Source organism: Halomonas citrativorans (assembly GCF_900163645.1).
GTDB classification, from domain to species: Bacteria; Pseudomonadota; Gammaproteobacteria; order Pseudomonadales; family Halomonadaceae; genus Vreelandella; species Vreelandella citrativorans.
This window is the reverse complement of record NZ_FUKM01000023.1, coordinates 1-23,275: the sequence shown is the minus strand read 5'-3', so window position 1 is coordinate 23,275 and position 23,275 is coordinate 1. Positions and strand designations below refer to the sequence as shown.

The following is a 23,275-nucleotide window of genomic DNA, read 5'->3' as shown; positions in this document are numbered from 1 at the left end:
TTAAACCTCCACGTACGTAAGCGGCACTTTTCTGTTTCTTGCCCGGTCATGTGTATGGTCGTAGCCATCCTGCCGCATTGCTACAAACGAGTGGATAGCTTCTATTACACCGCCTTTATCGGGGTAGACACTGATATACACCTCGGTCGTATCGTCGGTTTTATTCATTTCTTTAACGAAGTTTTCAAACTCGTTATCTTCCAAATGATCAAACGATAACGACACTTCACGCCAACTGCCTTTACCAATCGCGATAAGCGAACCGCCTTCGGTGCGCTCTTTACGGGTCGCTGTTTTGGTTTTCATGCTGACACCGAAACTAACCCCCATGCTTTCAGGCGGCGACCACGGCACGCCCGAAAACACACGGCCAATCTCTAAATAGCCGTTCTCATTCGTTGGGTCTTTAATCGTTATGCGGTATCCGTTAGCAACCTCGGGTGTAAAGTTGGCCTCAAAACTGACAGTTGATAAACCGCTTAAATCGTGGCCGCCCCACGGGTCTATACCTACTCTAAAACGCCCTAACGGTATTAACTCCGCGACACCTTTAAACCCTGTTTCCGCAACGGCTTCACCGTTTAAAAGAAGCGCAACATTAATAGTTCCCGCTGGGCTTAAGTTGTGGCCGTAAATAACGACCTTGGACATATAAACAGCACTTTCTAGCGTAGCGGTTAATGTTTCATTATTAACGCCCAGTGTTCTAAACAAATGACTCCCGCCGCTTACTTGCGTATATTCCGGCGGGGATTGTTGGCTACTGGCCACTAATATTGCCGTGTCGTGTTTATTATCAAATAGTATTTCGGATGGATTCACACCCACACTCCCAGATTGGTGCGTCCCCGGGTGGGGGAGCGGCCGACATTGATTAACCGGCCTAGTTTTCCGTCCAGCCGCCCATGCGCCACGGCCGCCGCTTGTCCTACATATACCGGTGGCAGGCGGGCCTCGATGCTCCATACGTTCCGCTGGGTGCGGCGCTGCGCCAGAAGCCGGTCACGCTCGGTGATAGCATCCTGCTCATCCTGTATCACGCTATCGCGGGTGACGCGCTCGGCCATGGGGTAGTCGCTGACATCCTGCCGTGCGTGACTCTCCCGCCACTCTGTGCGCAGTCGGGCAGCCTCGGCCGGGTTCTCTTCATCAATGGTTCCAGCCACGGTCGATAGCGGGGCATAGTTACGCCCCCAGCGTAGCGTTAAGCTGCGCCATGGCTGCTGGGTTTCAGAGAGGGTTAGCTTGTCCCGGGGAATATCGTCTCGAACAATCGTCACATCAGCGACCACCGGCTCTTTATGCTGCCGCATCACTAATGCGTTGATTTCGTTTAGATACCAATAAGCCCCTAACCCCTCTTTCAGCTCGTTAAGGATCTGACGGCCTGACACATCATCGTTGTAGAAAACGCCCACGCGGTAATCGGGTAGATCGATTTCCCCTACAGTGATGCCGTAATGATTAGCCACCCATTCCACGATCTTGCGCGGCGTGTTGTGAGGTTCTTCAATGTCGCCGGTTATATCCCCAAACCTGTCGCTAAGCGTGACCGTGCCTGCGGCCGCGTCGGTGCTATGCGTGAGCAACGCACCGTTGGCCTTGGCCTGGATGCTGGTTACCGGCAGGTAGGAACCACGATATGTCAGCGTTTGCGTATCAACGCGGTACAGCGGCGCGTTGTACACGCTACCCAATGCCAGCGGCACCGGCCCTGCATCGTCGGGCAACTGGCCGGTATCAATCACCTCATCCAGCACGCTGCTTTCATCGACCATTCGAAACGTAATCGCGCCGCGCTTTGCCTGGCGGATGCCGCCATTTCGCCCCTGAGCCAGCAGGCGAAAATCATCACGCGGCCACTTGGGATCACCCAAAAACAGTTTGATTGGGTGGCCCTGCCAGGCCAGGTCAATCAGTTCCGTCACCAGCTGATCACCGATTATTTCCACCTCCCCAAACGTCACGTTGCCATCAATCCGCGTCGTAATATTCACCGCTTTTTTCAAAGCGGTGGTATACGGCCGGTTAGGGTCGCTGTCGCTGGGTAGCGACATAAACGGCCCGGTGGCCACGTACTCAATGCCACCCGCGTGATGCAGCTCGGCAAGCAGCAAGCGGTCGGCATTGAGCTTGGCGAGCCACGCCAGATACTGCCCCTCGCTGATACTCATGTCGTGACACTCCGCGTATTGCTGTTTCTGCTGATCGTTTCAAGCTCTTCGATCTCCGCAGTTCGCTGGTCTTCTGCCCGCTCCCCGTACTCTTCAACGGCGTCGGCCGTGTCCCGCGTGTTGTCGCCAATCAGCTCTAATAGCCGCTTGTTTTCCTTGCGGGTTTCGACCAGCTCGCGCTTAACGTCGTTTAGCACTTGCACTACGTCCGAGTGACTGAGCGCCGGGAACTGCGGCAGCGGCGGCATTTCAGGCATGGGTAATTGCTGCGGGCCATCGGGTAGCTGCATAAGCCCTGTTGCATCAATGCCTAAACGCCCACCGGCACCGCGTGACAGGGGCACAATGGCCTCTGGACCCGCTTCGCCCATCAGCCCCATATCAAACATCGTGGGCCTGTTAACGATGGAGTTAGAGAACACCCCGCCGTTAGCGAATTTCGGCACCGTTCCATCACCGTAAAGGTCGCGCTCGATTAGCCACTCCCTGCCCCCTACTGGCAGGTTGGCCCATGCAACGGCCTGGTGTAGCTGCCCAGCGCGGGAGTCCTTTTCCTCCAGCCAGCGCGCCCAGCTGTTGACCTGAAACCCCTGCGCGGCCTTGCCCAACACGTCGTGATACGCCGCATCGATCTTGCCAGCGGTGGGGTCAGAGGCCGGGTACTTGTTAACGATGTCGTCAATAACCGAGGGATTGCCGCCCATGATGTCGTCGGTGTCGCCCTCTTGACGCATCAGCCCCAACTCGGCAATCGTCATGTTGCTAGCCGCGATAGACTCCAAGCGGCTAATCTGGCCGTCACCGTTTTTGTCCATCAGCCAGAACAACTTATCTAACGTGGTTTCGCTCGCCATCCCCGCGAATGCGCTATGAAACTCGTCATAATCAATAAGCCCACTGGCGTTTACATCGATGCCGTCAAACTCACTCGCCATCGCGCTCACAATGCCCGCGCCCAGACCAGACAGGCGGGCGTTGGCCAGCTCTTGAGCCGAGACAATCCCATCACCGTTTGCATCGACGCGCTGGATTAAGCGGTCAATTTCGGCATTCGTAGCGTGGGGTTTTAGTGCAGCGCGAATCTGTGCATCGGTAAGTACCGTGGTACCCAGCCGAAGCATTTCTTGATGAAGCACGTTTTTAAGCAGGTCGCTGGAGTCCCAATCGGCTGCAATAGCTCGCTCGATGGCGGACACGGTGCCGTCACCGTTGAGGTCCATTGCACCCACCAGCGCGCCGGTTTGCCCTCCGATAATCCCCCGGAACTCTTCGGCAAGAAACTGCTCAGGGCTGAGCATTTCGGGCAAGCGCTCCATGGCGTCGCGGATCTCCGCGATACCATTAACGCCGGGGTCGCTGCTAGCATAAAACTCCTGCAGGTTGTCGATAGCGCGGTCAGCAAATTGGGTAATGCTTTGCCGTGCGTTGCGGTCGCCCTGCTGGGCTTTTTCGTACTGCGCCCAAAAATCAGCGTCGGACGCTTCTAGCCGGTCGCGGGGCGTGCCCATGCCCTGCTCAGTGGCATCATGATTGGCCAGCCAGCCGTTGATGGTGTTACCGAATCCTGCTAATTCGTTCCGCGCCCGCGACCATGCGTTAGCCTCTTGCTCAATAGCGCGAATGCGGTCCTGCTGGGCGCGCTCTGCCGCTTGCTGGGCGGCGTTTTCATCTTCAATGGCCCAGATGCGCCGCTGTAGCGCTGTCAGATTGTCGACTTCGGCAGTTTCAAGGTCGCTCAGTCGATCAATTTCAAGCTGTCGGATGGCGTCGGTATTGCCCTGCGCCTGCCACAACTGACGCTGCAATTGCTCTTGAGCGCGCAAAGCATCTGCCATGCCATCCAGACTATTCGCCGCCCCGCTGGCTGCATAATCAGCCGCCTCAGCGCTCCCCGCCATGTGTTCAAGCGCATCGTCCAGGGTTATTGCACCGCTGGACACTTGATCAAACCAGTATTCCAGGCCACCCGCATCGGGCGTACGCCCCAGCACATCTTGATACTGCTGCTCGATAGCCTGCCGAACTGCCGTGCTGGTTTCTTTGAGCGCGGGAGCCAGTGCCATGAGTTCATACGCCAGCTCACCGCCTGCCGCGCTGTTGAGGTTTTGAGCCTCGACTAGCGCCCTCAGCTCTTCAACGGTATGCGGTGTCTGATCGGTAACACTGGATAGCGAGGCAAACAGGTCTTCCTGCGCGTTAGATAGCCGCTCTGTCTCGCTAAACGCCGCCTGGTAGTATGCGTCGTTAACGGCGGTCATGTTATCAATACCGCCTGCCGCCTCCTGCAGCGCCCACGCGCTATGGATTGCGCCCTCGGCGGTTGTCTCAAACTGGAGGTTAAGGCGCTCAACGCTGTTACCCAACAGCACGGTGGCATCCAGCGCTTGAGCCAAGCCCCCTACCGTGCCCTGCACATCCCCTGTGTTGGCTTCAAGATGGTCGATCACATCACGCTGGATTTGATCGTTTAGCGATGTTGCGATTCGCTCAAGGTTGAGGACAGATACAAAGGCATCTGCCATTTGTTCTGGGTCAGCTATCGCGGCAATGGCGGATTCAACATACGCGCCGGAACCGTTGATGATCTCTCTCAGCCGAGTATCAAAAAGATCCTCTGGCCCTGAATGCCTAAACCCTTCGATGCTGGCCCGCATTGCGTCTACGCGCTCATCAATCGCGGCGCCCGCTAGCACATTGTCAAAATCAGCAACGCTGGTTAGCAATTCCTGCAGGGCGTCTTGCTGTTCGCCCAGCTTGTAGTCTGAAAGAGCCGTTAGGCCGAATTGGCCTAGTTCGCTGTCGCGGTCGCCAAATACGCCGTAGTGGCCGCCTTGCTCAAAATCAAAGTCATAGGTTTTTTTGTTCGACCCAAACAGCGAATCAACGAAGCTACCGATTGCAGATCCCGCCGCCGCGCCCCACGGCCCCCAGTAGCTGCCCACCAGGCTGCCCGCCGTCTCACCGTAGTTGGAGTTAGCGGTTTTCCCGGTAACGCTAGAGCCAATTTCTCCACCCACGTAACCACCAGCCAGCGAGGCGCCCATATTATAAACGGCGCCCATGCCTTGGTAGTTCTGCATGCTGCCGCCCATCCAGCCGCCACCGCCGCTCTGAGCTACGCCGCCCGTTACTGCGTTGCCGTACAAGCCACCCTGCGATGCGCCTGTAGCGGCGCTGCCGTACAATGTGCCTGCGCCCTGCGTTGCCGCGTTGGCATATAGGCCGCCACCGCTGGCGGCGGCCGTTGAGCCACCACCCCACCAGCCGCTAACGGTATCCCAGCCGTTTTGCAGCATGCCGGGGTTGAAGTTGCTGAACATGCTCTGCATGCCGCCGCCTTGGCCGCCGCCCATGCCCATCATGCTGCTCATGCCCTGGGTAAACTGCACAACAATGGGCTTGAGAGTGGCTTGATACGCCAGCTCGGCCAGCAGGCGTTTAAAGCCGTCTAGCAGCTGGTCGCCAAAATCATCGAACGAATCGAACGCGCCAGCGAACGCATCGGCAAACGTCTCATCGATGCGATTGCCCGCCTCTTCCCACGCCCGCGCCATTTCCTGCGCGGCGGGGTCGGCATCGAACGCCAGCTTTTGCATTTCATCGCGCACGCCGCCCACCATGCGGGCGTACTGGTCGCCATCAATCTCACCGGTGCGGTAACGCTGGTTGATCTGCTCAAGTTCGGTGCGCAGTTTCTGGGCGCGCTGGTTGTGGCTGTCGTAGGTATCGATCAGCGATTGGGTTTGTTTCTCGTACTCTTCCGCGCCAGTGGCAGCGCGGGTGTACTGCTCGGCATTCCAGCGTACGGCTTTGCCGTAGGCTTCTTGGGTAATCGTGTCATCGGCCAGCGCCTTGTCCAGCACTTTCAGGCGTTCAACGTACGTGGCATGGTCGGCCAGCAGCGGGTCCATTTCGTGCTGAATGGCTTTTAGGGCATCTGCTTGCTGCTTGGCAGCCTGCTCAACGGCCCGGGCTGCCTGCTGTGCCGCCTGTTCCTGAGTGCGCGCCGCTTGCTGGGAAGCGCTGGCCGCCGCCTTCTGTGCTTTTTCGTTATCCTTAAACGCCTCTTCTTGCACTGCCAAGAAGACGCTGTAACCGCGCATTACATCGTTAACATCATCGCCAATGCTATCCATGGCCCTGTTTGCAGCGGCCATGGCTGAGCCACCATCACGCAGGGCGGCCATGCTGTCGCGCAGCTTGTCGTTGTACTTTCCCCAGGCTTCGATAGTGCTATCACTGGGGGCGTTGTCGCTCACACTATCGCCCGTGCTACGAGCACCGCGCTCTATTTCATCCAGCCATTGGTCTATCGTTTGGTAAGAGGCCGACAGTTCATTGTTAGCGGGCAAGGCATTGCCGCGAATCTCGTTAGCTGAATCACGCAAGGCATCTGCTTGGGCGCGTAGAGCCTGACTGTTATCTTCCAGCAGTTCAGTCGATAAACCGATGGGTTCAATCAAGCCATCCATGAGGCCATCGGCCATGCCGCGTAGGCGACTGATCTGTTCGCCGAACACGTTTTCCATGCCGAATGGCATCGCGCCGGCGGACTCTAGCCCGTTGGCGACTCGGTAAATCAAGCCTGCAAAAGTGGAGTCGAGTGCGTTAACTGCATTCTGCAGCGGGATCAAGCCCATGTTGATGACGGAGGCGCTGCTTTCAACGATACCGCTGAACGACTCTACTGCGCTGGCCTTCATGTCGATAAAGCCCGCGTCAAGATCGAGCATTTCAGCGCGCATACCGCGGAAGCCGCCGACCAATTCGGCGCCAATACCGCCGAACTCAGCTATAAACGAATCACCCAGGCTTTCAATAGTGCCAATGGTGCCTTGCATCTTGTCGTCGGTGAGGCCGAGTTCTTCGCGGAAGTAGTACAGGCCCGCACCGGCTATTAAGGCGGCGCCGGTTGGCCCGCCTATTAACGCGAGCGCGCTAGCACCTGTACGCGTAGCTGCTGCCATGCCCTGAGCTGCCACCGTGCCGCGCGCCATGGCGGCGCTGTTAACATTGATTGCCGCTGTATGCGCTGCCTCTGCGGCAACGGCACGCTGATTGGCTGCAGCCATTTGTGTGATGGCTTTGGTGCGAAGCGTGGTATTGCCTGTCGCTATAGCGATGGCATGCCCGCTTGCCAAGGCGCGTGATGCGGCGGCTTGGTCTGCTTGCGCTACTCGCAGTGTTTCGGCAGCCTTTGCGCGAGCGGCTGTTGTTGCTGTTGCGTCTGCCCTCGCTTTTGCGATAGTGGCTGTGGTATCAGCCACCATGCTTTTAGTCGACGTTACAAGAGCGCCGGCAAGACGCCCTCCCATCACTACGGCAAGCATCGTTGCCGCATCTGTCGCGGTATCCAGAATGGCTTCCGCGCCGCCCACTTGCTGGATAAATGCGTTGGTTGCTTGCAAGCCCGCCGTCATGGACGGCACCAGCTCAGCAGCTAGGGTCTGACTGACCCCTTGAGCGGCGAACTTAAGGCGATCCATTTCGTCGTTATAGCTCGCCATGGCGTTCGCGGTGTCTTGGCTGATCGTCAGCCCCAGCGCGTCGGCCTCGGCGCGCATCTGCGCAATCGCGTCAGTGCCCTGGTTGACGATCTGCACGAGCTTGACGCCTTCGCTATCCCACAGTTGCTGGGCCAACCGTACGCGCTCGCTGCTATCTTCGACGCCCTGCATGGCGGCCGCGATGCGCTCGAACTGCTGTTCCGGCGCCAGCCGATTCAAATCCTTGGCACTCAGGCTGAGCCGGTCGAGCGCGGCAACGGCGACGCCCGTTCCCTGAGCTGCCTCAGAAATACGGCGGGTTTGTCGCTGCCACGCGGTTGTAAGCTGGCCGAACTCGACGCCGGACAGCTTGGCGACATAGTTATACTGGCTAAGCGCTTCTGTGCTGGCACCAATGCGCAGATTGGTTTTCTGTAGCTGATCGCCCCAATCCACTTGGCTTTTGATGGTGTTGGCGGCAAACATGCCTGCAATAACGCCAGCGATAGGCGCGGCAGCACGCTGCAGGGTTTGCAAGCCGCGCGTAGCAACGCCAGCGCCCTTGTCTATTTCTGTCAGCTGCTGCCCGGCTCTGGCGGCATCACTACCAAACCGCTTTGATTGGCGCGAACCACGGTCAAAGCCTTGGTTGAGCTTGCCTAACTCATCTTCCGTAGCCTTGATGGCCCGGATGCCGCCACTGGCGTCACCGGTGATAATCAAACCAGCTTTATAATTCTGAGCCATGCGGGCCAACCTCGAATTGCGGGCGCAAAAAAGCCCGCACGCGGCGGGCAGTTATATTTCAGGCATTAAAAAACCCGCTCGGTTGGCGGGTTAATGTCAATCTCAAAGGTCGTTCATGGGCGATACGTCTTGCTGCACATGTAATGCATCACCGTTACGACTTGAGAAACACTGCCAGGCTTCTGGTAGGGAAAGGTGTAAGCCTCAATGGCTTTATATGCAGCGGATTGCAATCCGGGCCCCTCGATATTACCTGCCCACATTAAAAGACTATCTTCTGAGTCACCTCTGGCTAAGCGGTCCCTCACTTCCATTGCCATTTCAGTGAGTCTCTGGCGATCATTGCATTCGCTAATTGTTTGGGCGATGCTCAACGAGGGGTGTATACCAAAAGCTATAACAGCACTAAGTATCAGTCTCTTCATTTGGATGCACTCCTATTTTCAAGCATTGCCATAAAGTCGCTTTCGCCGAGTATCCGTATAGCCTGACCCTTTTGAATCAACTCTTCGGCCTTACGGTGCTTACTGCTCTTATCAGCGCCGCGAAGCGCTTTAATATCCTGATCGCCCACCACTAGCATAGTGGTTTTTTTGCTAACGCCTGACAGGGGCGTGCAGCCAAGCTTGGCCGCTGCTTCTCGCGCTTGCTCACGCGTCATGCAAAGAGCGCCGGTAAACACGATCCCCTCTCCCAGAAGCTCGCCTTCAAGGTTCACTTCGTAGGTAGAAACGTGCCTCTCATGTCCTTGCCCTGGGTGAATGGGCATTGCCACGCGCTCTAACCAGTCAGCAACACCCAGGCCGCTCACACTCATTGCCTTGAGAAATATTTCTCCGGCAGCAATAGCGTCTGCTTTAGCATCGTGGTGGTTAACCAGCTCAACGCCCAAACGCTTGGCTGTTTTGGCTAAGGCTACACCGTGCGTTGCCGCCTCATCTGGCCAAGCCCTTCTAACGACGGGATGCAGATTAAGCCAAGCCGTTACCGTCAGTTCCCACCCATAGCGATAGCAGGCCTGCGCCATAGCGGTTTTATCGAAATGGCCATAGGAGACGACCGGGTCATCGCCAAGTACCTGCTGAATACCTGGCAGTGCTTCTGAGAAATTCGGCTTCCCCAGCACCTGCGCTGGCGTAATGCCGTGAATAGCAACGTTAAATTCGTCGAACTCATCTTCTGGGTCAATCAGAATTGAGTGAGCCTCTACCCGCTCACCGGCCTCGTATACCGCCAGCCCAACCTGACAAATGGAGCTCATGTCGGGATTGGCGGTTTCCACATCTATTACTACGAATCGCTCTGCCACAATGCGCTCTCCTAATTAATAAGACTTAGGCAGATTGCGACAAAGTTAATTTTTGTTCAACGAGCATGGCTGAATGGCTAGGCCACAAAACACCCATCGCCATAGCCTTCCGGCAGCTGCATCACGTTCATCAGCTCTTGAACGTTTATGCGCTGCTGCTCTTCCTGCAGGTAGCAGAGCTCGGCGCGCTGTTCGATAGCCTCAGTCACCTGCCGTTGGTCTTCAGCTTCTTGCTCGGCCAAGTGGCTTTGCTCACTCATTGCCGCGAGCGCACCCGCTTCGATGTGTTGGACCTGCGCCAGCAGCGCGTCTTGTGCATCAAAATCCAACCGCGCAAATTTGGGGTGGCCATAAAGCGCGGTGTAGTCGATGCCTTGGTGTTGGGCGCCTGCCATGCCCGCTACTACTCGCCACTGGGTGCGCATGGCGAGAAACAGTTCCAGCGCTGGCCAGTGTTCTTTCCACACCTCGTAGTGTTTGGGCGCTTCGGTAACGGCGGCATCTTTTAGCCCCCAGCGGTCAGCGTCTTTCTTTCGCTGGTCCTTGGGGGCTGGGCCTTGCGCCCACCACTGGCCAGCGCCTCTTAGTTTTTTGCGGCGGCCTGGCTGCGGCCTTCTTGGGCGGCGAACCAGCTGAGGATTAGCGGGCGGCGCATAAACGTTACACTCATTACTGCGTCGACCAGCTCATCGCAGTGCGCGATTTCCTCTTTGGTTTCAGAGTCCTTAAGGCCATCGATACGAACCAGGTCTTCGATCAGGTCTTCATCTGATTTTTCACCGGCCTGCTGGGCATTAACGATGCTACGGTACTCTTCCCACTTGTGAAGATTCCATGTTGCCTGGAACGTTTGAGCGCCTTGAATCGGATCTGTATAGGGCACGTCGACCGTAATAGTGGTCGCGCTGGTGAGCATGATGGTAGAGGCTTTAGTGGCAACGGCTTTAGACATGGGACGATTTCCTTTAGTAATAGACAAACAAAAACGCTGCCGGTGGGCAGCGTTGTTAAGTGGTTTAGGGGTTAGCGGAAGATCAGCTGAAAGTCGCCGTCGTTATTGCCATTCGGCAGCAGGCGCATGTTCATCTGGTAGTGGGTGATGCCATCCGTATCGCTTTCCTGCGGCGCTGATAGCTGAACGCTTGGGAACGTCATTTCAACTATATTCCCCGCTTCGGTACCGTGAACGAAAGAGATTTTTGACAGCTCTATGCGCGCGTGCGATTCGATCTTCGGGAAGATGTCGTATTGGTCGATTCGTGGGGCTTCGATGGTCAGTGCGCCCGTGGCGCGCCGGTCGGTAATGTGAATTCCTTCATAGCCCACCAAGTGGCGATGCACCACCGTATTACCAACATCAAACGAACACGTCTGCATGCGTGCCATGAAGCCGTCCATTTCAAACGTGCTATTCATCTTATTAACCGGCACTTCTTTCGCTTGCGCTGCCAGCGTTGGCGTTATTGCAGGTGCAGTGGTTGGCCGTTCGTATAGGCCCATTACATCGAACTGGATGTAGGGGTAGGCCTTTACATCGCTTGAACGGGTCCAGGTGCCGCGCACACCGGGCATTACCTGCAGCTCTTCATCGGCCCACCACAATAGTGAAACGGAATCCATGCCTGTGGACACGGGCTCGTAGATAACCGACTCGCCTTCAGTAGTGGTTTCGCTCATAGCGCAGCAGCGCAACAGCGGACTAAACGACGGCGGGACGCCTAACGTACCCGAGCCTGAATAAGGCACACGGATCTGGCGGGAGGTGCGCGGGGCGGTATTGGCTTCTTCAAACCCACCAAACCCTTGGCGTACGCGCTCACGCTCTACGGTGTCACCTTCGTAAAACCCTGCCGCTTCTCGCGTCACCACCTCGATCAGCGTGGCGGTTGAAAGATCGGTGGGCGTTACACCGTATTCATCCTCAACAACGGCGGCCACGATTAGGCGGCGCCAGGCCTTGGGATCACTCATTGCCTTTCACCTCTTGCTTGGCCGCTGACTTAGCGGGCTTGGGTGCTGCTGCTTCGGGTTTCGCCGGGGCGGCGTCGGTTTGTTGCTCGTCCGCTTTCGCGGTCTTTACGGGCGTCGGCTTGGTGCGGTGCACTAGCTCACGCTTACCGTTTTTAATGCGGTACTGGCCGCCTTCACTGGGCATGGGGGTTTCCTCCAAGCATAAAAAAACCCGCACGCGGCGGGGTCTTGGTGGGTGGTTGGGGTTAGCTGCGAATCATGCGGTCGTAGCTGTAGAGCTCACGCCAGTAAACGTGGTTGCCGGAGACGGCTACACGCTGCCCGCCTGCGTATTCCAGCGGTGCTACGCCGTGGGGCGTGCTTACCAAACCCAGCAGGGCTTGGGTGATGGAGCGGCGCTGAGCGTCGATCTCCGCTTGCTCTGCCACTAGCACCACGGCGATATGCTCGGTGATGGTTTGCCGTACATTCATGGTGCCTAGTTCGTTAGGCGTTGTGCTGGCCTGCGCGGGGTGAACAAAGGCGGCGGGTAGCGCAGGGGCTGACATGGCCAGGCTGGTGGCTTGCAACTCGAAGTGAGCGCGATACTGCTTTTGGTCATACTCGTAGTCTGTCGCGGCGTCGGTAATCTCCCAGCTTTCGGTGTCGGTGTGTGCGGCCACGCGTTCGATCAGCTGCGCGGACATGGTGCGCAGCGGGTCGAACGTTTTGGCGCGCAGGCTGAGCACGTAGGTATCAACGCGCCCCAGGCGATAGCCGTCTACCTCAATGCTGCTTTGCCCTGCGAGACTGTAAACACCGTTGGTATCGGGGGCATCGGCAGGCAGGTTGAGCGGCCACACGTTACTATCAACAATCGGGTCTACCAGCTGCACCAGGCTGGGTACAGTGTCGGCGCGGCTTGGGTCGGCTTCGCTGCTGGGGGCAGCGGTGATGCCTGCGCTCGTCAGTGCGGTGATGATGTTGGTGATCATGCAATAGCCCCTTTGTTGCGCTGGCGGTCTAAATAACGGCTAAGCCCCTGGTAGAACCGGCCTGCTGCACCACTTTCATGCTGCTGGAGTGAGGGCGCCAAAAAGGGGTTGGGTGTCATGTGCTCGGTACCCGCTTCGTGCCATAGCCCTTTGCGGCCCTGCCAGCGGCTATTAATGCGGCGGTTAGCCCCCACCAGAATGCCAACTTCACCCTGTGCCATGCCGAGGCGCCCGCGCTGGCGTTTATTGATGTTGCGGTGCCCGATGGCCTGGGCCATGTCGCCCGTGTCTGAAGGCGCTTTAAGCTTGGCGGTTTTCTTGATCGGTGCCGCTACCGCCACAAGGCCTGCACGAATGGCTCGCTCCTTGATGTTGTCTTCAAGGGCGCGTAGCTCTTGCTGGATTTCATCAAGGCGTACGCCTTGAACTTGCACGTCAAACCCACTCATGACACATCAACTCCAGTTCACGGCGGCGACCGCCTAAATCGATGGGGCGGCCTTCCAGTTGGTAGGTCATATCGCCGTGGCGTAACCGCAGGGTTTTGCCAGTGGCGGCGGCTATGTCGGCGCGGTAGCGAATGCGTATGCGGGCGGTGGTTTCGGCATTGGCTTCTTGCGCGGCAAAGAGCGTGCGGCCGCGTAGCTGTTCAACCTCTGCCCATACCTTGCCGCCCGGCTGCCAGCCTTCAGGCGTTGCACCGGAGTCGGTGCGCTCGCCCTTCTGCCACCACTCAAGGTTGACCTGTCCTCGCTTTTTTCCTATTTGCATGACTCACCCCACGGCATGTATGCGATACGGCGCCAGCAACATATCGACGCCCATAGGCACCGCGCTAGTGATCGTGCCGATGACTACGCTTTCGCGGTTTTCGTACCAGTGACCAATTAGCAGCAGGATGGCCACTTCAACGCCGTGCGGCGTTTCTTCTGCCCCTGCTGTCGCGGTTATGGTGATGCACTCGGGTTCGTGGGTTGTGCTTGGCCAGTGGGTGCCCCACTGGGGAGCCAGCAAGGGATAGATAGGCCGCGTATCCAAGCGCAGTGCGTCTGCATCGAGTGATTGCTCGATACCTTCGGGGTTGATGTAGTCCAGCGATTCAATGGCCGCTACGGGCGCCCACGGAAGCTCAATGGCATTGCTTCCCGGGGGGAAGCCATCAAGCACTTGGGTTTTAGTGCGAGGTACAAATATTCGCTGTGTGTGGTGCTCAGCATAATCGTAGGCGCCGTCGATAAGCCCTTGGGTGATCGCGTCTTCGTCAGTGTAGGCCTCGGCCTCTTCTGCCGTGATAGCGAGCTTTAGATGCTGCTTGGCGCGGGTCAGCGTGATCATTCAGGGGCTCTCATGGGTCAGAAACAGCAATGCCGCACAGTGGCGGCATTGGCAAAGCGATGTGCTTAAGGGGTGTTTAAACCTTGTCGGCGCCTTCGGTGCCTTTGGGTGGCTTTTCTGTGCCAGCGGCTTTCGCTGCCGCTACGGCTTTGGCCTTATCGGAGGGCAGCGCAATCTTGCGATCTTCAAGCTGCTTGGCTTTATCAGCCGGGAAGCCTGCACGGTCATGACGCGAATAGCGGCCGTAAGGCTTAAGAAACACCATCGTGATGAGCTTTTCAGCCGTTGATTTAGCGGTAGCCATGGGTGGCTCCTTTCAAAAAGAGGTGGCGACGAAAGCCCGCGATGGCGGGCTTTGCATTGTGTTCAGTTGAATGAGGCTTACCAGGTGACGGCGGTACCCAGCACCAAACCTTCTGGGTGGCGGAAAGCAATGTCATGCTCTTTCACCACGCGCAGCAGGGACTGGTTGCGGCTATAAGCTGACACCAGTTGGCCGTTGGCGTCTAGGTAGGTCGCTTCGCGGCTGAAATCGATGGTCATAGTGTCGCTGTCACCGATGATCACGTCGTTGAAGTCTGCGAAGTAGATCTCCGATTCGTTGTTGGTGCCTGCCTCGGAGGTGTCCAGATTCACCGGGATCGTGGTGGTTTGGCGGATCGGGTAGCCTTTTAACTGGCCCTGAGCCATTTCCGGATAGACTTTATTGCCGTTGCCATCGCGCATGCCGAACAGCTTCATATAGGTCCGTGGCGCGAAGCCCCAGCCTGGTTCAATTAACAGACTGTCGCTCTCCATCAGTTTAAGCACTAGGCTGTCTAGGTAGGCATCAATCGTTTGCAGATCGGCAGTGCCTGACCACGGCACAACGCGCCCTTCTTTTACACACGTCGCACGGAAACCGGTAGGCGTATCGTTGGTGCCGTCGTCGCGCAGGAAGCCCTTATCTTCACGGACCGCCATGCTAGCCAGCATGTCGTTAAGGAACATCTGCTCGACCTGAAAGCCTGCACGCCCGATCAACTGGTTGCTCATCGGCACCAACGTGATCATGGTTTTGGCGTTCAGTTTAACGTCATCAGTGTTGGCACCGGTCGCCAGCACATCGTTGCCTTCACCTACGTAGCTAGACGTTGAACCCGAGGCCATACGCGGAATGCTCAGGTTGCCGTTAGGCAAGGGCATGGAGCGGGCACCCAAGTTGCGCACGATGGTTTTAGGGCGAAGCAATTCAATCACTTCGCTGTGCAGGTTCTCCGGCACCAGCGAGCCGCCAGAACTGGCACTGGTATCGATCGCCATGGCGACTTCTGCATCACCAATTTCAGTAGTGGCGAACTTGGACGCCAGCTGCATATCGCCCTTACCTGCCGCTACGGCCATGGCCATGCGTGCGACCTTGGCGCCTACGTACTGCTTTAGCTCCGGATTAGTATGAACGGCAGCTGATTGACCACCACCAAACGAAGGTACTGGTTCGCTAGCGACAGCGTTCATGCGCTCAACGCTTTCAGCCCGCGCCAGCTGGGCTGACACTTGATCAAATTCAGCGGCCAGCTTTTCAAACTCGGCCAGCTGTTCTTCGTTGAGCTCGCCCGCTTCCATTTCAATGGCGGCCAGTGCCTGCACTTGCGCGTTAATCTCGGCACGCTTGCGGCGGAGTTCTTCAATGCCCATGGGGTGTTTCCTCTTGGTTTAGATACAAAAATGGCGGCTCATGGCCGCCGTGGTGTTGCTCCGCCGCGTGGCTAGAGCTGACAACTGGTGTTGAGCGCACGCGCCTGGGCGCGAATGCTGCGATTGTTTCGTGGGGTGGTGCCGGTATTGCTGGTGTAGCGCTGGGCGATGGTGTCTATCGCATCTTGTGCCGGTGCGATCTCATCGATGAGTTTTGCGGAAAGCGCTTCTTGCGGTCGGAACAAGCGCGCTTGAGTATCAACGACGGCTGATAAATCCAACCCTCGGAAGCTGGCGACGGATTCCGTGAATTCGCTGTAAGCGCCATCCAGCATTTGGTTGATCTCTTGCACAGCCTGGTCGGTGATCGGCTCATGGGGGGAGCCGTTGTTCTTGTGATCACCCCGGAAGTAGGTGTTGTACTTGATACCAATCTCTTCTTCCCAGCGGCTGACTTCGTAGGTTTCGATAATCACACCGATGGACCCGACCCCTGCTGTTGGGCTGGCGACAATGCGCGAGCAAGAGGCCGCAAGGTAGTAGCCTGCCGAGTAGGCTGCAAAATTGACTAAGGCCGTGATGGGCTTAATGGTGGTGCTGGCTCGGATGAAGTCGGCAAGTTCCTTACAGCCCATGGCGTGACCACCGCCAGTGTGGAAGTCGAGCACAATCTCTTCGACCATTTCATGCTTAAGCGCCGCCGTGATTTGACTGCGCAAACGCTCATAAGAAAGCAGCTCTTCACACGCTGCGTTGATATGGCCACGACGCGCTACCAGCACACCGTGCACTGGAATGACTGCAATACGACCTGACACCTGCAGGCGCTGCATTTCGCGGTCCTCGCCACTGCCAGAGTCCATACCCAGGCTCTGCGGCATATCGCTTGTTCGTCCCAGCAAGCGAGGCTCAAGCACGCTGCGCACGGCCTGCACCAGCGTAGGGGTGGCGTACAACGGTGTGTTAAACACCATCGACGCGATGTGCGGGTAATTGATCATTGCGTGCATGCGAGTATTCCCTCGATCTCTTGCATTTGTTGGGGCGTGGCGTTTATCGACTGCTGCATTTTCTGAGAATCCAGCATGTTCATCGGCGTTAGGTAACGATCACCGCCTTTAATCGGCGGCATGTTTTCCAGCCGGCGAATGTCGTTAACGCTGAGCCAGCCCCACTGGCGGGCAATGGCGTACGCCTCAAAGCGTGATTTCTGGTCACCGCGCAGCAGGCCAGATACGTTGAATTCGATGTAAAGATTTTTGCGCTCACTGGGCAGCAGCAGGTCGCGCATCATCGCGGCTTCCTTGCGCTTGATCCACGGCATCAGCGTGTAGATAACGAACTGCAGGCCCAGGTGTTCGATGTTGTTGAACGTGGCCTTGTCCAGGTGTTGGATCATGTTGGGCGCGACGCGGTAAAGGCGGCAGACCTCAACAACGCCGAAGTTGCGTGACTCCAGCAGCTGGGCCTTTTCGTTGTCCATCGCCAGCTGCTTGTACTGCATACCCTCTTGCAGCATCGCTACAGAGAAGGCATTACGCAGCCCCCCGCCGTGGCGCTCGGTAAACTTGTCCAAGACGCGGTCAACATTTGCTTGGTCAGCTATCGCGGGAGCTTCGCGTGGCCGCTCAATCACCCCAGCCATCGTGGCGCCGCGCTGGAAGACTGCCGACGCGTGTTGCTCGGTGGCCATGGCGAGGCCGATGGTATCGGCGTTGGTAGCGATGGGCGATATGCCTACAAAGCCATCCAGTGAGAACGCTTTTACGTGATGCACCGAGCGCATCGGAAGTATCTGGTTTTTGTAATCCAGCAGCTGGTAGTAAGGCAGGCCATCCGGGCCTTTCAGAACCCGTATCTTCTTGGGGTGAACGGGGATTAGCTCCGTAGGGAAACCTGCGCCGTCACGCTCAATCAGCGAGAATTCATTCCCTTCCAGCGTCAGGCTACCCATGCCCTGCTCGTAGTATTCAAAGCTGGTGTCTTTCTTGTTGGGCTGGCTGTGAATCACGTCATACAGGGGGTGATCCGTTGCGCGCTCACGTCCGCCATCTTCGTCACGTCGGTAGAGCTCACAGGGTAGTTGAGCGACTGATTCGGCCAGCAGCGTTACGCAGGCACGCAGCGCGCTGACGCCCAGGGCGTTCTCGGTATTCACCATGGTGCCCGCCGCGCTTTGGCGGCCTCGGTTTGCGCTTACCCAGCCGCCAGACCAGTCCTGGCTTTTGCGCCCGTTACCACTAGTAGATGATGTAAAGAGGCTTGGCCAGAACATTAGCGATCCTCTTCGTTATTAGTAGCAGGTGGTTGTTGGTTGGCCTGGGCCGCGGCCTTGGAAGCGAGCCACGACCAGAACAGGCAAAAGCCGCCGGCGGTGATGTACCCGGCAGCGGGCAGAATCAGCCACGCGCCAAACGCAACCAGCCCGACACCCAGCAGGCCGATAGTAAAGGTGATGATATTGATCAACATGTCACGTCCGAGGTGTCGTAGATGGATTGTTCTGGTTCGTCATTTTCAGTAAGCACGGCGCGACCGAGCGCCATCAGAATGGCGATGATGCCGTCGATCTTGTTGTCGGGCTTTTCTTTGCGCGGGTAGATGTTGTCTTTGGCATCCGCCTTGGCGACCACGTTGCTGGCCATCCAGGTGAGCACCGGGTCTTTTGCATGCCGGAAGCGCCCGCCGGTGATGGCGGCCTCCATTTCCCGCATGGCCGGGCTCATGTTTTGAACGGTGTTGCGGTACTCAACGATGCTCGCGCCGTCTGCCATTAGCTGGTGGGCTAGCTGGGTAGCGCGCCAGGGGTCGTAGGCGATTTCTGTAATTTCAAACAGCCCTGCCAAGTCCTTGATGTCATCGCGGATAACGTCGAAGTCGAGTTCTTCGCCATCGGTGATAATCAAGTCGCCGCTATTCACCCACGTTTCATAAGCGGCCTTATTCGTGCTTGCCCGCTCTACCGCGCCTTCTGGCAAGTAGTTACGAACGAACACGGTCCAGCGCGTTTTCATGCGCCCTTTCTTATCGGGCACTTCGTCGCGAAACAGAAGCGCAATGCTGGCGATGTCTGTCTTACTGGCGAGATCCACGCCTAGCCAGCAGGCCTTACCGATGAAGTCTTCAATCTTTAGCGATTCATCACCCAGCGCGTGCCAACTGGCCATGTTGAGCCAAGCTGTTCGAGCGCTCACCCAAACGTTTAGATGCTTGGTGAGGAAGCTGTTTTGTCGGCTGGGGTAGCGAACCGCGTCACGCTGGGCTTTAAGAAGAAACTCTTCGCTGACGGATATACCGAAGTTCGGGTTAGCTTTGCGCAGTACCTTAGGGTCTTTCCAATCATCGCCTTCATCAATGGTGTAGACGATGGCGAATAGCTCATCGTTCGGCAGGGCCCCATCCAGCATTTGCTGGGCTTGTCGACGCTTGTCGTAACACGGCCCTGCCAGGTTGAAGCCTGCCGTAGTGATAATGAACATCAACGGCTGGTCACGTGACCCCATGCCCGTGGCCATGGTGTCGTAGAGGTCTGGCGTTTGGTGTTCGTGGAACTCGTCTACTACTGCGCACGATGGCGAGCTACCGTCACCCGGGTTGCCGATCAATGGCTCCAGGCGGCTACCGTCTTCCGGTATCGAGATGTTCTTCGCCATGATCTCGATGCCCGCCATACTGACAAGTGCAGGCGATTTATTTAGCATCAAGCGAGCGGGACGAAACACCTCCCAGGCTTGCTTTTCTGTGGTGGCACCACAGTAAACCTCTGCGCCGTACTCCCCATCAGCGCACAGCATGTAGTTAGCGACGCCAGCCGCAATAACAGACTTGCCGTTCTTGCGGCCTACCTCGATATAGGCTTCAGTGAAGCGCCGTAACCCGGTTTTCTTCTTCAGCCATCCAAAGATGCAGGAGAAGATGAATAGCTGCCACGGCTCTAGCGTGATCAGCTTTCTTTCACGTGCCCACTTACCTTTGGTATGGGGTAGCAGCTGAACAAATTCACAGACCCGCTCGGCTTCGTCCTTATCGAACCGGTATGGATATGACCGGGACTTCTGGGCCTTGAGATCTTCCAGATGGCGTTGGCAGGCCTGCCGGACCTCCTTGCACGCGGGAATCTTTTTGGCCACTACGTCCCGAGCGTACTTGTTCGCTGCGTTGACGTTCGGGTAACTGGCCATAGTGTCTCATCGCTTTTTGCCTATGAGGTCTTTGAATGGGTTGCCCGCTTCTTTAGCACCGGGTACAGCTAAGCGAGCCCGGCTAGAGGGATCTAAACCAAGCGCGCTACCAAACGTCACCAGCTGCTTAAGGGATTCGTTCGCTACCGTACAGGCTGGGTTCTTGATCTCTGAATTCATGCCCATCACCGTAATGCCGTTTTTGGCAATGTCAGCTTCTGCTTTTCGCCAACGGGCATAGGCGGCGCAATAGGCTTCCAAGTTGGCGATGTCAGAACCGGTCAGAATTTTGGAGCTCACCAGCCAAGGGCCGATTTTTTCCCACATTTGAATAGCGATCGGGTCCAGCCATTCGGGAGGCAATGGCACTTCAGTTAACTCTTCGCCCTGGGGTTCATCGTGGTTAACGGCCCGCTTTCCAGCGTTGCCCTGCACTGCTTTCAGGTGGCTCGGTTTAGGTTTGCGACCTCTTGTCATTTGCTAATTCCTCGCGCCGACCTGATTTTTCAATTTCGCGGGTATAAAAATTTAATGGAGGCTACGGTGTCCGCTGGTGTCAGCCTGTAGGGATTTGATCCCCCCTCCCCATCAGCCGTCCGCGCCACGACCCCGGCGGGCCTCTTCCAGCGTCTTCGCCTTGTGACACGGCCCACATATCGCCTGTAGGTTGTCGTCGCTGTCGGTACCGCCTGAGGCGATATTGATGATGTGATCCACCTCAACGGCAGGCGTAAAAAAGCCCTGCTTTAAACAGGGCTGACATAGACCTTTGTCACGCTGCAGTACACGCTCGCGCTTACGGCGCCATGGCCTACCGCCGCGGTCCTGCTTAGCTCTTGGTGACTTCTTCCAGGCTACGGCTTGATCAGCATGCTTATCGCAGTAGCCGTGTTTGTGCGTGGTTTTACCTGCGCACATCGGGGCGCGGCATGGGCGTGGTGGTGAGGATGGCATTGCGCTAACCTATCTAGGAAAACTTAACTTTTATCAACTGGAGTATTTATGCCTGATACAAGCACTGCGCTTTTTCAGCAAATGAAGCTAACGATCTTATTGACCGCGCAAGATGGTGCTGAAGAAAGCCCATTCCATCCTGCTTACCTGCATGCTTGGGATGATGGGGTTTATCCACTACTAGATGATGGCGTCGATTGGCACCGCCCTCACGCCGAGCAGTTCACCATCAACAAAGAAAAGGTCCAGCAGATCTTTTCAATTCTGTGCGATTACTGGGAAGAGAAGAAAGAATTAACCTTTTATACACTTGAGGACCAGCTTGGAATAAAGGGCTCAGCATACTCTCTTGGCGACTTTGAACGGCACGACGTGATTAGCATTTGCAGATACTTCTACCTACATGATCGTTTTGATAAAGATTTCTGGTCTGTGCTATGCCGCAATGGAGACTGCCCTTCGGAGGCGCATGTAATTGCGAGCGATAGACAGGTAGACATCTACTTCAATTAATCCTCGCCCGCGTCATTAGCCAGTATCTCAACCACCGCCGCCCGGTCTGCATTCATCCGGCGGCGGAGTGCTTCGTACTGAGCCAGCAGCATCAGCAAGCCCTTATTGCTTTGCAGAACACGCACCGGCGCTGGCTGCTCACTGGTCAGGTGCTCCGGAACTACCGGACACTGACTCAGCATCGCGGGCGGTACCGACCTGGAGCTGGCGCACCCAGTCAACAGCACTGCCAGGAACATCACTATCCAGCCACTCACGCGCCTCAGCATCGGTTTCTCCCAGTGATTGAAGCGCCGATGTGCTGGCGCGTATGTCGTCAGCGATGATCGTCAGTGTTCGGTCACGCTCAGCCATTGCAGTGTTAAGGGTCTCGATCTGCTGGCGATGCCACTGCTGGTGCTCTTGCAGGATCTCAGCGCGCTCACGCTGGCGCTCAGCTTCAGCCCGGTAGGCGTCGCGCTGGCTAGTGACGTGCTGCCAATAGAGGTAAGCGCTGAGCAGTGCCAAGCCGCCCACCGCCGCGCCAATTACCCTACCTTTGAGCGCCGCCATCATTTCAACCACTTCCTGAAAAAGGCCAGCAGCACCTCGTACAGCGCATCTGCTTTGTTACGGATCCACTCCACGCCCATAAACGCGAGGAATACGCACGGCGCCATTGCCACGGCCTCCGTATGCTCTTCAGGCAGGGAGTAGTAGACCGCTAGCCACAAAAATACCGGATAGAGTGACAGCGACAGGATGGTACCCATCGCGGCCACCATCAGGGCCTTTCTCCACGGCCCGCCATCATGCAGGGCTTTTATCAGCCCTACAGAGAAGGTGGCGGCGGCAAGAAGCGCCCACGGGATCATGTCCACCAGCCATTGCCAGTTATTAGGGTCTCTGTTCGGCATGACAGGTTTCTCTTTGCGTCTGGGTTTCATGTTGACCACCTCAGCGGCCGGGGAGGTTTATGCAGCCTTGCGGCGCTCTAATTGAGCACGTTCATACCAGGTCTGGTCTGCATCGCACAGCTCGCCCTGGGCACGCTTGAACTCATACAGTAGGCGCTCTAGTGAATGCTCATGCTGTCCATATCCAGCACCCGGTAGCGACGCCCAAATGTTCCTGCAGCTGTTGATCGCCTCAGCAATGCGGCCCTCTTGAATCAACCCCAGTGCACCCTGTTCGCGGATCTGCTGTATAGCGCACCGGTCTTGGCTCAGCGGGCCAAAGTCAGGCAGCTTCAACTGATCGCGGTAGTGTGGCCAGTAGCGGCTCAACTGCTGATAGCGCCCCGCTGCCGTAGAGCTCAGCCCCTTACGGATCTTCACCAGCTGCTGCGGGTGGTCGTCGTAATCGTCCATGAGAATGAGCTTGCTGGGGATAGACCCCACAATGATGCGGTAGCCGTTATCGGTACGCGGATCGTCCAACATGGCTTTGCCCAGCTCAGCAAACGCCAGCATGTCGAGAAACGCGCACACGTTGACGCCGCCTGCTTGGACGGGAGTGATAACAGGCATAGGCAGTCACTTGATGTAAAAGGCCCCGCATGACAGGGGCAAGGCGTACCGGTGGCACGCGACAGGAACAGCGGAAAGCAAGAAGCCCCGCCGGGTGACCGACAGGGCTTCGTGGTGTTTGGCGGCTAGCTATAGTAAGCGCCAGCCTAGAAACATGGTAGAGCAATCGTAGAGCGAACACAATATGCAGCATTCAATCTATTCGCCCTTACCCACAGCGCGCGTCAGATCGGCATTATTATAGCGCGACAGCACCTCCAGCAGCTGATCGACTTTGAGCGGCTGACCATCGACATACACCCGCTCGCCGTCGACCTCGAGAACCCCGAAAATCACAATGGACAGTTCGCAGGCGCTGCTCCCCTGAGCGTGATTTCCGGCGGCGAGATCGTGGTGTTCCGTGTCGTCGCCTCACGCATCGGGGCAACGGGTGGCGGGTGGCGGGT

The 23,275-nt window shown here is 57.0% G+C and carries 25 protein-coding genes; 1 reads left to right on the top strand and 24 read right to left on the bottom strand.

Annotation, left to right across the window (positions count from 1 at the left end):
- The 20 genes from CZ787_RS06100 to CZ787_RS19215 all read right to left on the bottom strand — a co-directional run bounded on the left by CZ787_RS06100 (nt 1) and on the right by CZ787_RS19215 (nt 20,808).
- Nucleotides 1-822, bottom strand: a complete 822-nt coding sequence (locus CZ787_RS06100; RefSeq protein WP_087107237.1) for a hypothetical protein — start codon at nt 820-822, stop codon at nt 1-3.
- A complete protein-coding gene (locus tag CZ787_RS06095; protein ID WP_087107235.1) occupies nt 819-2,174 on the bottom strand; it encodes a hypothetical protein in 1,356 nt (451 codons plus the stop codon). The genes CZ787_RS06100 and CZ787_RS06095 overlap by 4 nt, the downstream gene beginning before the upstream one ends.
- Entirely contained in the window at nt 2,171-8,407 is a 6,237-nt protein-coding gene (locus CZ787_RS06090) for an EF-hand domain-containing protein (protein WP_087107233.1), read from the bottom strand. Before CZ787_RS06090 ends, CZ787_RS06095 begins: the two co-directional genes overlap by 4 nt.
- A gap of 421 nt (nt 8,408-8,828) precedes the next feature.
- Nucleotides 8,829-9,716 carry an exonuclease domain-containing protein gene (locus CZ787_RS06080; RefSeq protein WP_087107229.1) on the bottom strand — a complete coding sequence of 296 codons (888 nt, stop codon included), beginning with the start codon at nt 9,714-9,716 and terminating at the stop codon, nt 8,829-8,831.
- Between the two features lie 77 nt (nt 9,717-9,793).
- Nucleotides 9,794-10,183, bottom strand: a complete 390-nt coding sequence (locus CZ787_RS06075; RefSeq protein WP_176372177.1) for a DUF1799 domain-containing protein — start codon at nt 10,181-10,183, stop codon at nt 9,794-9,796.
- A 116-nt stretch (nt 10,184-10,299) separates the two neighbouring features.
- The gene (locus CZ787_RS06070; protein WP_087107225.1) at nt 10,300-10,668 is read right to left on the bottom strand and encodes a hypothetical protein; all 369 of its coding nucleotides are present in this window, start codon (nt 10,666-10,668) and stop codon (nt 10,300-10,302) included.
- A 71-nt stretch (nt 10,669-10,739) separates the two neighbouring features.
- On the bottom strand, nt 10,740-11,687 hold the full coding sequence (locus CZ787_RS06065; protein WP_087107223.1) for a phage tail tube protein: 948 nt from the start codon (nt 11,685-11,687) through the stop codon (nt 10,740-10,742).
- Entirely contained in the window at nt 11,680-11,871 is a 192-nt protein-coding gene (locus CZ787_RS06060; protein ID WP_087107221.1) for a hypothetical protein, read from the bottom strand. Before CZ787_RS06060 ends, CZ787_RS06065 begins: the two co-directional genes overlap by 8 nt.
- Nucleotides 11,872-11,932: 61 nt before the next feature.
- Nucleotides 11,933-12,661, bottom strand: coding sequence for a phage tail terminator protein (locus CZ787_RS06055; RefSeq protein WP_087107219.1), 729 nt, complete (start codon nt 12,659-12,661; stop codon nt 11,933-11,935).
- Nucleotides 12,658-13,110, bottom strand: a complete 453-nt coding sequence (locus tag CZ787_RS06050) for an HK97-gp10 family putative phage morphogenesis protein (protein WP_087107217.1) — start codon at nt 13,108-13,110, stop codon at nt 12,658-12,660. The genes CZ787_RS06055 and CZ787_RS06050 overlap by 4 nt, the downstream gene beginning before the upstream one ends.
- Entirely contained in the window at nt 13,097-13,432 is a 336-nt protein-coding gene (locus tag CZ787_RS06045; RefSeq protein WP_087107215.1) for a phage head closure protein, read from the bottom strand. Before CZ787_RS06045 ends, CZ787_RS06050 begins: the two co-directional genes overlap by 14 nt.
- 3 nt (nt 13,433-13,435) lie before the next feature.
- Nucleotides 13,436-13,996, bottom strand: a complete 561-nt coding sequence (locus CZ787_RS06040) for a head-tail connector protein (protein WP_087107213.1) — start codon at nt 13,994-13,996, stop codon at nt 13,436-13,438.
- A 76-nt stretch (nt 13,997-14,072) separates the two neighbouring features.
- Entirely contained in the window at nt 14,073-14,300 is a 228-nt protein-coding gene (locus CZ787_RS06035) for a hypothetical protein (RefSeq protein ID WP_087107211.1), read from the bottom strand.
- Nucleotides 14,301-14,377: 77 nt separating this feature from the next.
- Nucleotides 14,378-15,673, bottom strand: a complete 1,296-nt coding sequence (locus CZ787_RS06030; RefSeq protein WP_087107209.1) for a phage major capsid protein — start codon at nt 15,671-15,673, stop codon at nt 14,378-14,380.
- 71 nt (nt 15,674-15,744) lie between these two features.
- Nucleotides 15,745-16,683: a S49 family peptidase gene (locus tag CZ787_RS06025; protein WP_087107207.1), complete on the bottom strand. Its 939-nt coding sequence runs from the start codon at nt 16,681-16,683 to the stop codon at nt 15,745-15,747.
- On the bottom strand, nt 16,671-17,948 hold the full coding sequence (locus tag CZ787_RS06020; RefSeq protein WP_087107205.1) for a phage portal protein: 1,278 nt from the start codon (nt 17,946-17,948) through the stop codon (nt 16,671-16,673). The genes CZ787_RS06025 and CZ787_RS06020 overlap by 13 nt, the downstream gene beginning before the upstream one ends.
- Entirely contained in the window at nt 17,948-18,145 is a 198-nt protein-coding gene (locus tag CZ787_RS06015) for a hypothetical protein (RefSeq protein ID WP_087107203.1), read from the bottom strand. The genes CZ787_RS06020 and CZ787_RS06015 overlap by 1 nt, the downstream gene beginning before the upstream one ends.
- A complete protein-coding gene (locus CZ787_RS06010) occupies nt 18,139-19,854 on the bottom strand; it encodes a terminase large subunit (protein ID WP_087107201.1) in 1,716 nt (571 codons plus the stop codon). Before CZ787_RS06010 ends, CZ787_RS06015 begins: the two co-directional genes overlap by 7 nt.
- 6 nt (nt 19,855-19,860) lie before the next feature.
- On the bottom strand, nt 19,861-20,331 hold the full coding sequence (locus CZ787_RS06005; protein WP_087107199.1) for a phage terminase small subunit P27 family: 471 nt from the start codon (nt 20,329-20,331) through the stop codon (nt 19,861-19,863).
- 111 nt (nt 20,332-20,442) lie between these two features.
- Entirely contained in the window at nt 20,443-20,808 is a 366-nt protein-coding gene (locus CZ787_RS19215; RefSeq protein WP_087107197.1) for an HNH endonuclease, read from the bottom strand.
- 48 nt (nt 20,809-20,856) lie between these two features.
- Between CZ787_RS19215 and CZ787_RS05995 the strand changes: the two genes are divergently transcribed.
- Entirely contained in the window at nt 20,857-21,321 is a 465-nt protein-coding gene (locus CZ787_RS05995) for a hypothetical protein (protein WP_087107195.1), read from the top strand.
- On the opposite strand, the gene CZ787_RS19060 is transcribed toward CZ787_RS05995, so the two are convergent.
- From CZ787_RS19060 to CZ787_RS05980, 4 genes are read right to left on the bottom strand one after another with little or no spacing between them, the layout of a single operon-like run.
- On the bottom strand, nt 21,318-21,446 hold the full coding sequence (locus tag CZ787_RS19060; RefSeq protein WP_254908580.1) for a hypothetical protein: 129 nt from the start codon (nt 21,444-21,446) through the stop codon (nt 21,318-21,320). The genes CZ787_RS05995 and CZ787_RS19060 overlap by 4 nt on opposite strands.
- A gap of 13 nt (nt 21,447-21,459) precedes the next feature.
- Nucleotides 21,460-21,876: a hypothetical protein gene (locus CZ787_RS05990; protein ID WP_087107193.1), complete on the bottom strand. Its 417-nt coding sequence runs from the start codon at nt 21,874-21,876 to the stop codon at nt 21,460-21,462.
- On the bottom strand, nt 21,873-22,247 hold the full coding sequence (locus CZ787_RS05985; RefSeq protein WP_087107191.1) for a phage holin family protein: 375 nt from the start codon (nt 22,245-22,247) through the stop codon (nt 21,873-21,875). Before CZ787_RS05985 ends, CZ787_RS05990 begins: the two co-directional genes overlap by 4 nt.
- Before the next feature lie 27 nt (nt 22,248-22,274).
- Nucleotides 22,275-22,829 (bottom strand): glycoside hydrolase family 104 protein, encoded by a 555-nt coding sequence (locus CZ787_RS05980; protein ID WP_087107189.1) that lies wholly within the window; start codon nt 22,827-22,829, stop codon nt 22,275-22,277.
- Between the last annotated feature and the right edge of the window lie 446 nt (nt 22,830-23,275).